This is a genomic window from Subsaximicrobium wynnwilliamsii, from assembly GCF_007997225.1.
Taxonomy (GTDB): domain Bacteria; phylum Bacteroidota; class Bacteroidia; order Flavobacteriales; family Flavobacteriaceae; genus Psychroserpens; species Psychroserpens wynnwilliamsii.
The window spans coordinates 126,555-141,165 of the sequence record NZ_VORM01000007.1; the positions used below are offsets into that span (position 1 = coordinate 126,555).

Consider the following 14,611-nt stretch of genomic DNA (forward strand, 5'->3'; position numbering starts at 1 on the left):
ACTTAAATTGCAACAGCTCTAGGTCTTCAGATTCAGCTTGAACCGAATAATCAGGAGCCGTTTTAGCTGCGGGATTTTTCTGATTTGACAAATCCAATTACGGTTATGCCGAGGCTTGTGCCCATAAGCCAAGTGGCACTTCCAGATTCTGAAAAACTTTTGTCAACTATGCTCCACACCAATACTCCTATCTGGATCATAAGCAGGATCACAAAGGCTATTCTCTTAAAATTTTTCATTATTTAGATTAAGCTTTAAATTTAAGAAATGGTCAACTCCAAATTTTTCCAAAACTGACTGTAGAAATTATCAGTTTCCATAAGTTCAGGATGGGAACCATTTATTAAGGTTCGACCATCTTCAATAATGTAGATTCTATCTGCAATGCGTTTAAGAGAGTGCAGTCTGTGCGAAATAAAGATGATGGTAATTTCCTTTTTGAGGCTATTAAGTAGTTCTAAAACAAAATGCTCTGTATTTCGATCCATGGCAGAGGTAAATTCATCTAATAAGAGTAGCTGTGGTTTTTTATACAAAACACGCATTAAAGCAATAATCTGTTTTTGACCCCCAGATAAATTAATCCCTTCCTCTCCTAAAATGGTAGCATAACCTTGCGGTAAACTATTCACAAAACCTTCAAAGCCATACGCTTTAACAAATTGCTCAATATGCGCAGGTTTATCTTCTTTTCCCAACAAGATGTTTGATACCACATTACCCGCAAAAATGGTCACATCTTGAGGTACTACTCCAATAATCTCCCGCCAATCCCTAGTTTTTATAGCTTTAAGGCTGCTTCCTTTGTTGATGATGATTTCACCGTTCTCAAAAGGGTAGAATTTTTGCAATATTTGTCCTAAGGTACTTTTACCACTTCCGCTCTCCCCAACAATGGCGATGCAGTCATGTTTTGAAACCGATATGTTGATATTTTTAAATAATTGGCTTCGTCCTGCAAATCTAAACGACAGCTTTTTTATGTCCAATGATTCAAACTTTGTTAAGGAGTTTCGCCCTTCATTCTCTTTTTCAATGGACGCAAATTCATACATTCTATTAAAAGTTACTTTAGCCTCATTAATAGGGATGGTTATCAAAGCTAAACTTGCCACAGAAGGCAATAAGGAACCTGCCACACCTAAAATAGCCATGAGCTCCCCCAATTACATGGTTTCACCATAAACCTGTATTGATGTATAGATTAAGATGCCCATCAAAAAAAGCACGCTAAACACGCCTGAAAACACCGATAAACGCACATTTATTTGGCCTAAATTAAACGCCTTTTCTTGAAAACTCCCGTAAATGAGTTGATTGATTTTTTGAAATATCGATTGCCTGTTATTGTTTTTTATGGTGGCAATCCCTTGCATTGAGGTTATGTAGTTACTTTCACTCAAGGCATAACCTTGCATCACTTCCTTTTGAGCAAAGATGATGCGCTTATTGAAACTGTAAATGAGTAAAAAATAAAAAGGCAGACTTACCGAAGCAATCACTCCGGTTTGCCAGGAATAGTAAAACAGAAAGCCTAAAGAAACTATAGTTACTAAGGCATTTATGGCCACAGTACCAATTACGGTGCTTATCACACGCTGTACCCGCTGGGTATCATTTAGGCGCGCCACCAGTTCGCCAATCTTACGCGTATCGAAAAAAGGTTTAGGCAAATGTAACAAGGAAGTGTAAAAACTGTCGATAATGCGGTTGTTGAAGTCTTTAGATTGGCGTATCAAGAAATAATCCCTTAATGCCGTAAACAAGACCCGAATCAACAATAAAAAAGCGACCAAGACAATCCCGGTAATCAATTTGTTAAAATCTTTGCTAGGCAAGATGTCATCTATCAATTTTTGAGAAAAGATCGCCATGGCCATTCCCAATATAGCGATGCCCAATCCCAATAATACCGTAAAACCGATTAATCGATGATCTTCTTTTAGAAGCTTTAAAAACCACTGCTTTTTATCTTCAGCCTCGGTTTCTGCTTTTAAAAAATCTTTGTTTGGGCTTAAGGTCAAGCAGGTTTTAGATTGCCATACCTGCTCCAGTTCTGTTTTTGAATACTTGCTAATCCCTTTTGCAGGATCACCAATAACAAATTTACCGTTCTCAAAACCGTAACAGGCGACATAATGTTGTAATCTGTCATCAATAAGAACGTGTAAAATCAAAGGCTCTTTATGGTCAATCAAAGCTTGAATGTCAGCCTCATTGCCTTGTGCTGTAAACCCTAGATTATTGGCTGCCTGATGCAAACCCAAGAGCGTTGTGCCCTGTTTTGTAGTGCCGCTCAATTCCCTAAGTTTTTCTAAAGAATTGTTGCCTTTGTAATAGTTTATGAGTGACAGCAAACAAGCCACCCCACAATCACTTTGGTCTTGCTGCAAGACGAAGCTTTTTTGCAATTGTTTTTGGGAAGGTATCGTCTTTTTCATGAATTCAGATGCCAGCCTTCGCAGGAATTAGTGCTTTCAAAATACCGTTGGCATTTAATTGCCCTTTGTGTTTTTTGATGAGTTGTTGATCTTTATCATAAATTAAAAGATAAGGCATAGCGGTAGCACCAAATTTAGTACTAAAAATATCAGTGTTATCATGAACAAATGTGATGTTTGGTTGGTGGTTTAAATTGTGATTTTCTGAAAATTGTTTTATCGTTTCTATGTCTTCTGTTGAGACAAATATAAATTGAACGTTTGTAAGCTCGTCTAATCTCTCGCTTATGCTTTGAGCCTCGTGTTGGCAGTAATCGCATTGGGTGTTGAAATAAACGAAGATTGCAGCCTTATTTTCTTGCAGGCTTGCATTGGTAAATGTTGAAGATTTTAAATCTTCGAATTGAAACTCTGGGATGATTTGAAGTCTATTGGCAGTCAATTTTTTCTCTTTTGCTTTGACTATAACACTGTAGGATAGGTACGATAAAGTCCCCAAAACGACGAATAGTGTAATGAACAATAAGATTTTTTTACGTGTCATCTAACTTACATTTAAGGTAAAGAACATGACACCAACCACCCAAATCAATAAGGCTACACCGTTGCTACTGGCTACTATATTGATGCCCTTATCTGTATCACTATTTATGGCTTTGCCTATTAAATAAGCCAAAATAAACCAGTATGCCAGCTCAAATAAATTGAACACTTGAAGAGGGTAAATCCACCAAGGATCTATGCCTTCATAACCGACTATATTAAGAGCGGATAAAGGATAGAAAAATTGTAGATCATTTAAATTATAATCTTGTTCAAAGAAATAAAACCAAGCCGTCTTAAACACTATAACCAGCAAAAATATAAATTCTGACTTTATAGTAATATTAAAAATTTGGCTATACGAAATGTTTTTACCGAAGAGGAAACAGCCAATGTTTATAACTGTTGTGATTATTACAATCTTAATAAACAATAAAATGGGGATAAATATATAAACAATCCATCCCCATTTTTCTTTAAAAGCTAATATTTCATTTATTTGATCATAAGATATTTTTTCAGACAATGAACTAACGAAAACTTGGTTAGTTTCTAATAGTTCCTTAGAAAAAAATACTAAAAAAGATTGAATAATTATCAAGAGCAAAAATGACTGTAAATTTTTCATTCATTTTTTTTCATTTCGTTTGGAATATCTATATCCTAGAGCTATAATTATAACAATTATAGCAATCAAATAGCCTTTATTCATTATAAAAAAATTATTGTGTTAACATACAACCAAGAGTTGTAAGCCTTCCAACCAACGGATTCAGTCCTGATGCAATACCAGCGGCTAATCCTAAAGCTGCACAACCCCAGTCTGAGTCTGTTAAAGGCGCATCCCATTGCCAATCCCAACCTCCAACGGTCATTTCCATTTGATTTAATTCTAAAGTTTTCATAAATAATACATTTAAATTAAGTTTATCACACAAAACCCTAATTGCGCCATCAAATTATTTGATACTCAAAATTATGGCAATCAATCAAATATCCAATGTGGTAAAACCACAGTTTTTCATAGTGTAGTTTATTTTATTTTATTTTATAAAAAAGGAAGTATTCTTTTGAATACCCTAAAAAATTTCTATTTGTTCATTTGTGTGTTACTCAGTTAAAAAGGTTAAGTAATTCATCCGTTTTCAAAAGCAACTTAGACAATAAACTTAAAAAAATGTGACTGTTATCAAGAACAACAATACGTAGTTTTTCATAATGTCAAGTAACTGCTGTTTTCAAAAAAAACTCTTCGAATAAAGCTACTTCAAATATGTGTGAGAAGAATTTAGCATTGATTTTTAATTATGTTGTTCACGCAAACACCATTGCTATTTAAATCCTGAATTAACTTAGTAGTTAGAATTTGCATGAGTTCCGTATCTTTTTTAAAAAAAACCCTGCCTAACAGACCACTAATCCATGTAGAATTAATATTTATTTTTTTTGCAGATATCTTGAAAATATTAATTCTAAATAAAAATAATTTGCACACCACAATCCTATTATTCCTTTCAACTATTCTTAAATGACTATAAGATTTAAGAGTCGTCTTAACTATCTCATTAATGTTTTTCATAGAGTATTTATTATTTCAAAATTTAAAGAGAAGAGGTTACAAAAAACGCAAATATCCTCTTCGCTTAGGTCATGGCTTTTTTACTAATCACATTGAGGGCTCATATACCATCCATAAGCAGCGCCTATAGCATAGCCCCAAGGCCCTCCAAACAAACCGCCAACTACAGCATGAATACCCATTTAAGCTGGACAATCGCTCTCTAATAAACCACCAGTTAACGCCGCCATTTGATTTAATTCCAAAGTTTTCATAAAATTATAAATTTAAACTAAGTTAACACACAATCGTCCTAATTGTGCTATCAAATTATTTGACACTCAAAACTAGCGCAACTAATCAAATAACCAATGTGGTAAAACCACAGTTTTTGATAGCGTAATTTATAATATGGAAAAGGAAGCCTATATTTGAGTACCCAAACTAGTTAAACCCGATAAAATGAATTTAAAGTTGCCTCTAGCCAATAAAGTTATCCAAACACTAATCATTGAAGACCACAAAATAGTTGCCGAAGCTTATAGGGACAATCTATCATCTAACAGCAGCTTGACTTTTAATTTCTAATTCGCTGCCGGTTGCGATGAGGCCATCAAACAGCTTCAACGTTTCAAACAAGATTTGGTGTTTTTAGATTTAAGTTTGCCAGTCTCAAAGGATAAAAAATTTCTTTCTGGCGATGACATTGGGCTATGGTTAAGGGAAAAAAGTCCAGAAACTAAAATTTTGATTTTTACCTTTATTTCAGATTCAGAAAGAATTCGGAGCATCATAAAAACCATAAAGCCGGACGGCTTTATTAATAAATCTGATTTTGAACCTTCAAATTTAAGCAATGTGGTAAAGACCATTCTAGCTGGCGGTAGCCATTATAGCCAAATTATAAAAAATCATGAAACAGACCAGATTGTTGATAGGTATATCACTGACGAGATGGACAGAAAGATAGTGTACCATTTATCCATGGGCGAAAAAACAAAAGACTTGCCAGCATTAGTCCACCTATCGCTTCGCAGTATTGAAGAGCGCAAGGTCAAATTAAGAGACCTATTTGGCATCACTAAAGACTCAGACAGCAATCTAATAAAAGAAGCGAAAAAAAGACATATTATTTAGCTTGGCACCTACCGATCCTTCCAAAAGAAAGGCGAAAATAAGATCAAGACCGTGAAGAGTTCCAAGCGGCCAATGAGCATTAAAAAAGAGGCCCACCATTTGCCCAACATGGGTAATGCGGCATAATTGTTTACAGGGCCAAAATTGCCCAAAGCAGGACCAACATTGCCCAAACTGGAAGCAGATAAACCAACGGCCGACTGAAAATCAATTTTAAACATCGAAAACACCAATGCGCCAATTATGAACGATAGCATGTACAATATGAAAAATCCAAGCACATTAAATACAATGTCACCGCTTATGGCTCGCTCATTGTAACGCACAGGCAGAATGGCGTTAGGGTGCAAGGCACGTCTAAACTCTAAAAAGCCGTTTTTGATCATGATCATGTGACGCACCACCTTTACACCACCAGAAGTACTTCCCGCAGATCCTCCCAAAAACATGATGCCAAAGAATAAAACCAATAAAAAAGGCGTCCATAAGGTATAATCGGCAGTGATAAAGCCTGTGGTGGTGACTACTGATACAATTTGAAACATTGCATGTCTAAAAGAAGCTTCAGCTTTGCCATACACCATGGGATGCTCTATGGAAGAGATTGAGAAATCGGCATTGAAATAAATAATCAGTGAAGCCACAATGGTAAACATCGCAATAAATGTAAGATACCATTTGAATTCTTCATCCATTATCGCTTTTTGGATGCGCCCCTTAAACACAAAATAGCTCAACACAAAGTTAGTTCCCGCTAAGAACATAAAGAAAATAATGATGTATTGAATCAAGGGTTGTCCATTCCAATAGGCCACACTGGCATTTTTTGTAGAGAAACCTCCTGTGCTCAAGGTACAAAGCGAATGGTTGATGGCATCAAAAAACGACATCCCGGCAACTTGAAGCAAAATCGTCTCAGCGGCTGTATATCCAAAATAGATAAACCACAATCGTTTTGCAGTATCGGTAATTCTCGGGTGCAGTTTATCGGCATTAGGCCCCGGTGCTTCCGCAGCAAATAATTGCATACCGCCAATACCCAACAAGGGCAAGATAGCAATGGCGAGTACAATAATTCCCATCCCGCCAATCCAATGTGTCATGCTTCTCCAAAACAAAACGCCTTTTGGCACTGCTTCAATATCATTTAAAATGGTGGCTCCTGTTGTAGTATAACCAGACATGGTCTCGAAAAAAGCGTCGGTAAAACCGGGTATGGCATCGGTCATGATGTAGGGCAATGTGCCCGAAAGCGACATCACGATCCATCCAAAAGCGACCACAATGTAGCCCTCACGCTTGTTGAGCTCTTTGCGGTGATCTCTTGTAAGATACATGAGAACACCACCTAATGCTGAAATGATGGCACCAGACTGAAATAATTTTGAGGTCACTCCATCTTCATATATCAAACTGATCACTGTGGAAAGCAACATAAAGCCACCATTGAAGAGCAGTAATAATCCGAAAAAATGGAAAATGATCCTAAAATTGAGTTTCATGCGTCGTTAGAATTGCGTTTAAGCAAAGTACGATCCTTTGGATCGCAATCGGTTCATTTATGTAAAATCGATTAAGAAATCGCTAAAAAAAGTATTTTTCAATTTTGGATATAGACCTCGGCAGGCAGCAAACCACTACCTTATCGCCTACCTCAATTTGGAAATCTCCCAAAGGGATGATCCCAACATCATTTCTGATGACGCCACCAATGATGGCCGACCGTGGAAAATCGAGATCCCTGATGACTTTTTTGGTTATCTTGGATTTGCTATTCACTTGAAACTCCAAGAGCTCTGCATTCATATTATTGAGCTTGGTCATGGCCACAACTTCTCCTTTCCTGATGTAGCGAAAAATATTATTGGCTGCCAATAGCTTCTTATTGATCAAGGTATCGATGCCAATGGACTGTGATAATTGGTAGTAGTCCATATTTTCAACCAAGGCGATGGTCTTTTTCACACCTTTTGATTTGGCCACCAAACAAGACATGATATTCGTCTCTGAGTTCCCGGTTACCGAGATGAATGCATCCATATCTGAAATGTTCTCTTCTTCCAGCAGCTCCACATTGCGACCGTCTCCATGAATCACGAGTGCATTTGGCAATTCATCGGCACTTTCAAAAGCAATCTCTTTATTGTTTTCAATCAGTTTGACCTTAAATTTACTTTGACACAAATCTTTGGCAGTTTGGAAACCAATTTTACTGGCGCCCAAAATCATGACGTTTTTCACTTCCGTTTTCACACGACCCGACAATTCAAATAATTCTTCATCCCCGCCTTCCGAAGTCACAAAAACCACTTTATCGCCTTCTTTGAATTCAGTATCCCCTCTTGGGATGATGGTGTATTGGGTTCCAAAACGTTGGATGGCGATGGGCACGAAATGCAATTCGGGAAACACTGCGGCAGCTTCCATTACGGTTTTACCCACAAAACTGGCAGTTCGGGACAAACGCAAACTCAACATACTAAGCACGCCTTTCTCAAACTCATAGGTATCATTGAAACCGTATTGGTTCAACAACAATTCAATTTCAGCAGCTGCTAGGCTTTCTGGCGAAATCAATTCATCAATACCAAATTTCGAGAAACCCACTTCCTCCTTGTCATTGATAAATTCTTCGTTTGAAATTCTTGCAATGGTTCGTTTGGCACCTAATTGTTTGGCAAGCACACATGCCGTGATGTTTGTGGTTTCAGAGGAGGTGACCGCGATAAACAATTCCGAAGTATTGATTTTAGCTTCTTTTAAAATTTTGATAGACGTCACATCACCCTTGATGACCTTAATGTCTAAGTGATCTCTCGCATAAGACAACTGCTCCCTATCAATGTCGATCAATGTGATTTCCTGTGACTCGTATGACAATAACTTAGCCAAGTGAAATCCTACCTCTCCTGCTCCTGCAATAATAATTTTCATGGGCTGTTATATTCAAAAAAACGCACAAATATACTATAATTAAACCGGACAGCCGGCGTTTGAAATTGAATCTGGAATTTTTTCACCCATGGAGGAAGGGGCGGGACTTAGCTGTGTTGAAAGTAATTAGCCCGAAAGCCTACGGGAAAGCACTTATTTCAACACATTGACTATCACTACACTAAATTATGCTGCGTTTGAATATTCATGATTTACTAAAGCGAACAAAGCAAGCCAAATAATGAACGAAATCATGGCAACTATGAAAAGTGAGATAAAAGGCAAGCTCAAATAATCTTGCCAGACCATACTGATTATTTAAAGCTATTTGATTTGAGTATATTTGCTAAAAAAACAGATGGCTTCTAAAGTGACCCCATATAAAGACAGTAAGCTCAACAAAAAGCAGCAGGTAACCCAGATGTTTGACAACATTTCAAAGGAATACGACGGTCTCAATCGTGTGATTTCCTTCGGAATTGACGTTAAATGGCGAAAAAAAGTAGTGGCGATTGTTACCAATGCCGCACCTGAAACTATATTGGATATCGCCACTGGCACTGGCGACTTGGCCATTAATCTCGCCAAGACAAACGCCAAAAAAATTGTTGGCTTGGATATTAGCGATGGCATGTTGGAAGTGGGCCGCCAAAAAATCGCAAAAAAACAGCTTGGCAATAAAATTGAAATGGTCATTGGCGATTCTGAAAACCTACCTTTTGAAGACTCCAGTTTTGATGCCATTACCGTAGCTTTTGGCGTACGTAATTTTGAAACCTTGGAAAAAGGTCTTGCTGAAATTCTACGTGTTCTAAAGCCCAACGGCGTTTTCGTGATCTTGGAAACCTCAGTCCCCACAAAGGTGCCTTTTAAGCAAGGCTATACCTTCTACACCAAATACATTTTGCCAGCCATAGGCAAAGCATTCTCTAAAGACCAATCGGCTTATTCCTATTTGTGCGAATCGGCATCGGTTTTTCCATATGGTGAGGCTTTAAACAATATTTTGCGTAAAATTGGGTTTATTAACGTGGCAGCCAAGCCTCAAACTTTTGGTGTTGCCACAATTTATACCGCATCAAAATCCTAAGGCATTAATTTACAGACACCTATTGTGAGATCTATGAAGAACATATTTTTGCTCATCTTTTTATGTATGGCAGGCCAAACGGCTTCTGCACAATTATTCAGTAAGGAAAAAATCAGAAATCTTGAGAATTTCGATAAACAAATCCTCTCTTGGGGCTTCTTTCTAGGACTCAACCAGTATGATTATCAATTTAATTATGAAGAAGACCTACCAGATATTCTGGTAGAAACCACCACCGGCTTTAGCGTGGGCTTGATTTCAGACCTTAGGATTTCTGAGCATTTGAATTTACGTTTTGAACCTGGGCTTTTCATAACCCAGCGAAATTTGCAATACGATCCCAACTATTTTATAGGACAAACGTTTACCGATGCCGATTTGCTTCGCGAAGTCAAATCCACCTATGTGCATTTTCCCTTGTTGCTGAAGGTATCCACCAAACGCATCAATAATTTCAAGCCTTTTCTTTTGGGTGGGATTTCCACTTCCTTGAATCTTTCCAGCAACGAGAAAAATCCGGATGATAATAGCGCGGGAGAATTTAGAACCAAAAAGAACGTGCTTTTTTATGAACTTGGATTTGGCGTCGATTTTTACAACCAATGGTTTAAGTTCACACCCTCCATTAGAGGCATCTTCGCGATCAATGATGAGTTGGTGCCAGATAAAGATCCCAACAGCCCCTGGACCGGTAATGTAACGACTATGAAAACGCGAGGTGTTTTTATTAATTTTACCTTTCAATAGGCTGAGGAGGAAGACCGGAGACGGAAGACTGAAGACTGAAGACCGGAGACCGAAGACTGGAGACGGAAGACTGGAGACGGAAGACGGAAGACGGAAGACCGGAGACCGAAGACTGGAGACGGAAGACTGAAGACCGGAGACTGAAGACTGGAAACTGCAGACTGAAGACTGAAGACCGAGACTGTACACTAAAAACTAAAACCCTCTTCTAAACGCACTCAAAACAACGGCAGCGGCTGTGGCAACATTTAAACTTTCCGTGGTTTGAAGGTTTCCGAATCTGGGAATGCTCAGTTTTTTGTGGATGAGCTGCTCCACTTCCAAAGAGATTCCGTTGGCCTCGTTGCCCATGACGATGATGCCTTCCTTAGGCAATTCTTCAGTATAAATGTTGTTTCCCTCCATAAAAGTGCCGAAAACAGCACTATTTGCGGTTTTTAAATAATTGGAGAGATTGGTATAACTAATATGGACTCTTGCCAGGGAACCCATCGTTGCCTGCACCACTTTTGGATTATAACAATCCACCGTGCCCTCGCTGCACACCAAAGTCTTAACGCCAAACCAATCGCAAAGTCTAATGATGGTGCCCAAATTCCCTGGGTCGCGTATTTCGTCTAAAACTAAAATCAACCCATTTGCTTCCGCTGTTTTCTGCTTCGGAATTTTAAAGATGGCCAAAGCGGTGTTTGGCGATTTCAAATTGCTGATTTTTTGCAGTTCTTTTTCTGAAATAAGAATCGTTTCCGCGGAAAAATTCGCTTCCGTAGCAAATAATTGGTACAGCTCAAAACTGGAATCCAAAAACTCCTGAATGCCTTTGACGCCTTCCACTATGAAAAGCTGATGCTGGGTTCTGAATTTTTTCTGTGAGAGACTGGCTATTAATTTAATGGTGTTTTTGCTGAGCATAAAAATGAATTCAATGGAATATTAAATACCTGATTTTAAAATTAAAGACGCGGAAATCAGATACCCCAAAAATAAGAATTGTAAAAGCTTTTGTAGGGCAGAAAACACTAAACTTCATGTCAAATCAAACAAATGGCCAAGCTAGTAACGTTTAGTTCGCCAGCATAAAATACCGCATGTGCTCTTAAAGAGGATTTTGAAAGTGGAGTCTGAAATGAACTTCTGGTTGGCATATTATTCTTTGGGATAGCTATTGATTTCAATTTGGTTTAGGTTTCCATATTTTTCAGCAATCTCTTTTATTTCGGAAGCTTTTCCGATCAAAACAATTTGAAGGGTATCCTTTGGGAAATAAGTTTCGATAATTTCATTGGCTTTTTTCAGATCCAGTTCGTCAACCTTTTTTTCAAAAGTATTGATGTAGGTTTTGTCCAGATCATACCAAAACATATCTCCAAGCAGGCCAGACAGATCCATTACGGTTTCATATCTTGGTGGAAATTGGCCTTTCACATAATTCTTGGCAGAAGTTAAGGATTTTTCATCAAGACCTTTGCTGTGCAGCGCATTCAAAACCTCCAAGGCCTTATCCAAAGCCGCTTCGGTGGTCTCGTTTGCCGTAAATGTTGAGATCGCAAAAGAACCGCCATATTTTAAAGACTCAAATCTGCTGCGGGCACCATAGGTCAAGCCAGAATTAACTCTAAGTTCATCATTTAACATGGACGTAAATCTGCCACCAAACAGGGTGTTTATTATTGAAATATCCACAAAATCTGGGTTGTTTCGGCCAACTCCTAAAGCACCAATATAGAATGTGGTTTCCTTTGCATCTTCTTTATTTACCAGCAAAACGTTTGAAACCGTAGGTATGGAGAGCGGTTTTGAAGCCAAGTTTTCGTTCTGGTTTGAAGATTTTTTCCAAGCTGAAAACAAGTTGCTAATCATGGTTTTCATCTCCATGCTTGAAAAATCGCCCACAATGTTTAAGGAAGCCCCATTTGGCGAATAATTGTTTTTATAAAACTCCTCAGCGTCTGAAGCGTTCAATGCTCCCACAGTAGCTGCGGTGCCTTGCGGAATATTTCCATAAACGTGGTCTCCATAGAGCAAAACGTCAAAATAGGAATCAATGATCCTTCTGGGGCTTTCCTTTTGCTGCTCGATGGCTACGAGCGCACGGTTTTTTTCTGTGTCAAATGCTGAAGCGTCAAACGTGGGGTAGATCAAAATGTCTTTGATAATGTTCAAAACCTCATCCTTGTCCTTTGCCGCAAATTTTGCATTTAGCGAGGCGTACTCTTTACGAGCTGAGGTGTACACACTGGCACCCACAAAATCCAGCGCTTCGTCCAGTTGAGTTTTACTGTAATTCTTGGTTCCCAATTTAAGCGCATCGGCAGTAAGAGCAGCCAATCCTGCTTTCTCGGCATCATAAATGGCACCCGCGGGAAGAATTGCAGTAAGCCCAATAACAGGCACATCGTGTTGTTCCATTAAATTCACCACCAAACCGTTTTCTAAGGTAAAGCTCGTATAATCTGGCAATTGAAATGATTGTGCAACCACAATGACCGGAGCTCCCAACAGAAGCAACGCCATAGCTATTATTTTTTTCATTGATTCCATCCCTTAATTTTCAACGTCTGATTTTAAAACCCCAACAGTTCTGTTGCTTTTTGAAAAATATTTTTCAGCAACTGCTTGAATATCCTTTCTGTTTACTTTGTTATAATTTTCTGGGGCATTGAACATTTTTCTATAATCCCCAAAAAAGAGTTCATAAGTGCCGAGTGTATTGGATTTACCATTTATAGTCTCTACCTGGCTGTAAAACTCCATTAGTTTTTGGTTCTTGATTTTTTGGAGCTCCTTTTCGGTTATACCAGCTGTTTTTATCTTATCTATTTCAGCATAAATGGCTTTCTCCAGATCTGCCTCATCCACATTTTTGTTTGTAATTGCTCCTACGGAAAACAAGCTAGGGTCGAAGCTTTCACCAAAAGAAGAAAACACTTGGGTCGCCAATTGTTTTTTATCCACCAATTCGGAATATAATCGAGAAGACTGCCCATTGCCCAAAATTGAACTCAACATGCTCAGGGCATAGTAATCTTCACTTTTAGAATCAGGTGTGTGGTATGAGATCAGAAGGTAAGGTGTGGCAACCTCTTTCTGCTCTGTGATTCTGCGTTCTCCCGTTTGCGGAGGTTCAACAATATGCACTTTAGGTGGATCTGGTTGCGCAGGGATTGGTTCGAGATATTCTTGCGCCAAAGCTTTTACCTCCTCAAATTTTAGTGCTCCTGAAACTACCACAACACAATTATTTGGGGCGTAATAGGTCTTGAAATAACGCTCCAAATCACCTTGGGTCCAATTTTTCATATCATCTTCATAGCCAATGACTGGCCAGTGATAGGGATGTTCTTGGAAAGCTGTAGCCTGTACTGACTGAAACAATTGTCTCCAAGGAGAATTCTCAAGCCCTGTTCTACGCTCGCTAAGCACAACGCCGCGCTCACTTTCAACCATGGAAGGGGCTATGCTCAAGCTGGCGATTCGGTCGCTTTCCAGATCAAAAATCACTTCGGCTGCCGAGGCCGGAAACCAATTGGTATAGACCGTTACATTTTCGGTAGTGTAAGCATTGTTGGCACCGCCATTGAATTCCATAGTTTGATCGAACATTTTTGGCCCATATTTTTTCGCGCCATTAAACATCATGTGCTCGAAAAAATGCGAAAGCCCTGTAATTCCCTGATATTCGTTGCGACTGCCTACTTTGTAGAATAAATACATATTCGCATTGGGAATGGAAAAATCCTCAACAACCAAAAATTTCATCCCGTTTTCTAAGACGAAAGTTTGAACATCGTCGGCCTTCATTTGTGTATTGCCCAGTTGCGAAATACCCAGAAGGAGCAAAAAAAATAGTTTTTTCATATAGCTAAGCAATGTGTTATGCCTGTTGTTCAAGCAGATAAATTTACGGAATATAGACACAAACTCAATTTTATTTGTAGCCATTTTTTCAACGGCATCCATTTTCACTTTGGATGTCTGTTAAAAAATCAAGATCGCTGTGCCCATAGAATCAATGATTCAGAATCATGAACGAACTAACAAATCTTATAAATCGTGAATACTGCTAAAATACTGGGCTGAAAAAAGCACTTAATTGTCTGGGCACGTATAGCATGACTGGTTTTGAACTGAAATGATCCCTACCGAACATCTTGCGGCGAT

General features: G+C 38.5%; 14 protein-coding genes. 3 read left to right on the plus strand and 11 right to left on the minus strand.

Translation table 11 applies throughout. From position 1 onward, the window contains the following. Positions 1-62: 62 nt before the first annotated feature. The 6 genes from ESY88_RS20955 to ESY88_RS08670 form a co-directional block, all read right to left on the minus strand. Positions 63-239 (minus strand): hypothetical protein, encoded by a 177-nt coding sequence (locus ESY88_RS20955; protein WP_189702558.1) that lies wholly within the window; start codon positions 237-239, stop codon positions 63-65. 21 nt (positions 240-260) lie between these two features. Continuing rightward, complete coding sequence (locus ESY88_RS21805) at positions 261-1,154, minus strand: ATP-binding cassette domain-containing protein (RefSeq protein WP_317128676.1); 894 nt, start codon at positions 1,152-1,154, stop codon at positions 261-263. A gap of 12 nt (positions 1,155-1,166) precedes the next feature. Further along, entirely contained in the window at positions 1,167-2,441 is a 1,275-nt protein-coding gene (locus tag ESY88_RS21810; RefSeq protein ID WP_317128677.1) for a cysteine peptidase family C39 domain-containing protein, read from the minus strand. Positions 2,442-2,445: 4 nt separating this feature from the next. Beyond that, the gene (locus tag ESY88_RS08660; RefSeq protein WP_147086459.1) at positions 2,446-2,985 is read right to left on the minus strand and encodes a peroxiredoxin family protein; all 540 of its coding nucleotides are present in this window, start codon (positions 2,983-2,985) and stop codon (positions 2,446-2,448) included. Beyond that, positions 2,986-3,612, minus strand: coding sequence for a hypothetical protein (locus ESY88_RS08665; RefSeq protein ID WP_147086458.1), 627 nt, complete (start codon positions 3,610-3,612; stop codon positions 2,986-2,988). Between the two features lie 94 nt (positions 3,613-3,706). Next, entirely contained in the window at positions 3,707-3,889 is a 183-nt protein-coding gene (locus ESY88_RS08670) for a hypothetical protein (RefSeq protein WP_147086457.1), read from the minus strand. Between the two features lie 1,298 nt (positions 3,890-5,187). Here ESY88_RS08670 and ESY88_RS08675 point away from each other — a divergent pair. Then, on the plus strand, positions 5,188-5,679 hold the full coding sequence (locus ESY88_RS08675) for a response regulator transcription factor (RefSeq protein ID WP_189702559.1): 492 nt from the start codon (positions 5,188-5,190) through the stop codon (positions 5,677-5,679). Positions 5,680-5,687: 8 nt separating this feature from the next. Here ESY88_RS08675 and ESY88_RS08680 read toward each other — a convergent pair whose 3' ends face one another. Continuing rightward, positions 5,688-7,181, minus strand: a complete 1,494-nt coding sequence (locus ESY88_RS08680; RefSeq protein ID WP_147086455.1) for a TrkH family potassium uptake protein — start codon at positions 7,179-7,181, stop codon at positions 5,688-5,690. Between the two features lie 82 nt (positions 7,182-7,263). Next, positions 7,264-8,613: a Trk system potassium transporter TrkA gene (trkA, locus tag ESY88_RS08685; protein WP_147086454.1), complete on the minus strand. Its 1,350-nt coding sequence runs from the start codon at positions 8,611-8,613 to the stop codon at positions 7,264-7,266. Between the two features lie 358 nt (positions 8,614-8,971). On the opposite strand from trkA, the gene ubiE reads away from it, so the two are divergent. Together ubiE and porT are read left to right on the plus strand one after the other, a co-directional pair. Beyond that, positions 8,972-9,703, plus strand: coding sequence for a bifunctional demethylmenaquinone methyltransferase/2-methoxy-6-polyprenyl-1,4-benzoquinol methylase UbiE (ubiE, locus tag ESY88_RS08690; protein WP_147086453.1), 732 nt, complete (start codon positions 8,972-8,974; stop codon positions 9,701-9,703). A 33-nt stretch (positions 9,704-9,736) separates the two neighbouring features. Beyond that, positions 9,737-10,450 carry a type IX secretion/gliding motility protein PorT/SprT gene (gene porT / locus ESY88_RS08695; protein ID WP_147086452.1) on the plus strand — a complete coding sequence of 238 codons (714 nt, stop codon included), beginning with the start codon at positions 9,737-9,739 and terminating at the stop codon, positions 10,448-10,450. Between the two features lie 195 nt (positions 10,451-10,645). Here the strand turns inward: porT and ESY88_RS08705 are convergent, their stop codons facing one another. The 3 genes from ESY88_RS08705 to ESY88_RS08715 form a co-directional block, all read right to left on the minus strand. Continuing rightward, entirely contained in the window at positions 10,646-11,362 is a 717-nt protein-coding gene (locus tag ESY88_RS08705; protein ID WP_147086451.1) for a TrmH family RNA methyltransferase, read from the minus strand. A gap of 234 nt (positions 11,363-11,596) precedes the next feature. Further along, the gene (locus ESY88_RS08710; RefSeq protein ID WP_189702560.1) at positions 11,597-12,982 is read right to left on the minus strand and encodes a M16 family metallopeptidase; all 1,386 of its coding nucleotides are present in this window, start codon (positions 12,980-12,982) and stop codon (positions 11,597-11,599) included. A gap of 12 nt (positions 12,983-12,994) precedes the next feature. Continuing rightward, positions 12,995-14,308 (minus strand): M16 family metallopeptidase, encoded by a 1,314-nt coding sequence (locus ESY88_RS08715; protein WP_147086450.1) that lies wholly within the window; start codon positions 14,306-14,308, stop codon positions 12,995-12,997. Positions 14,309-14,611 lie beyond the last annotated feature (303 nt).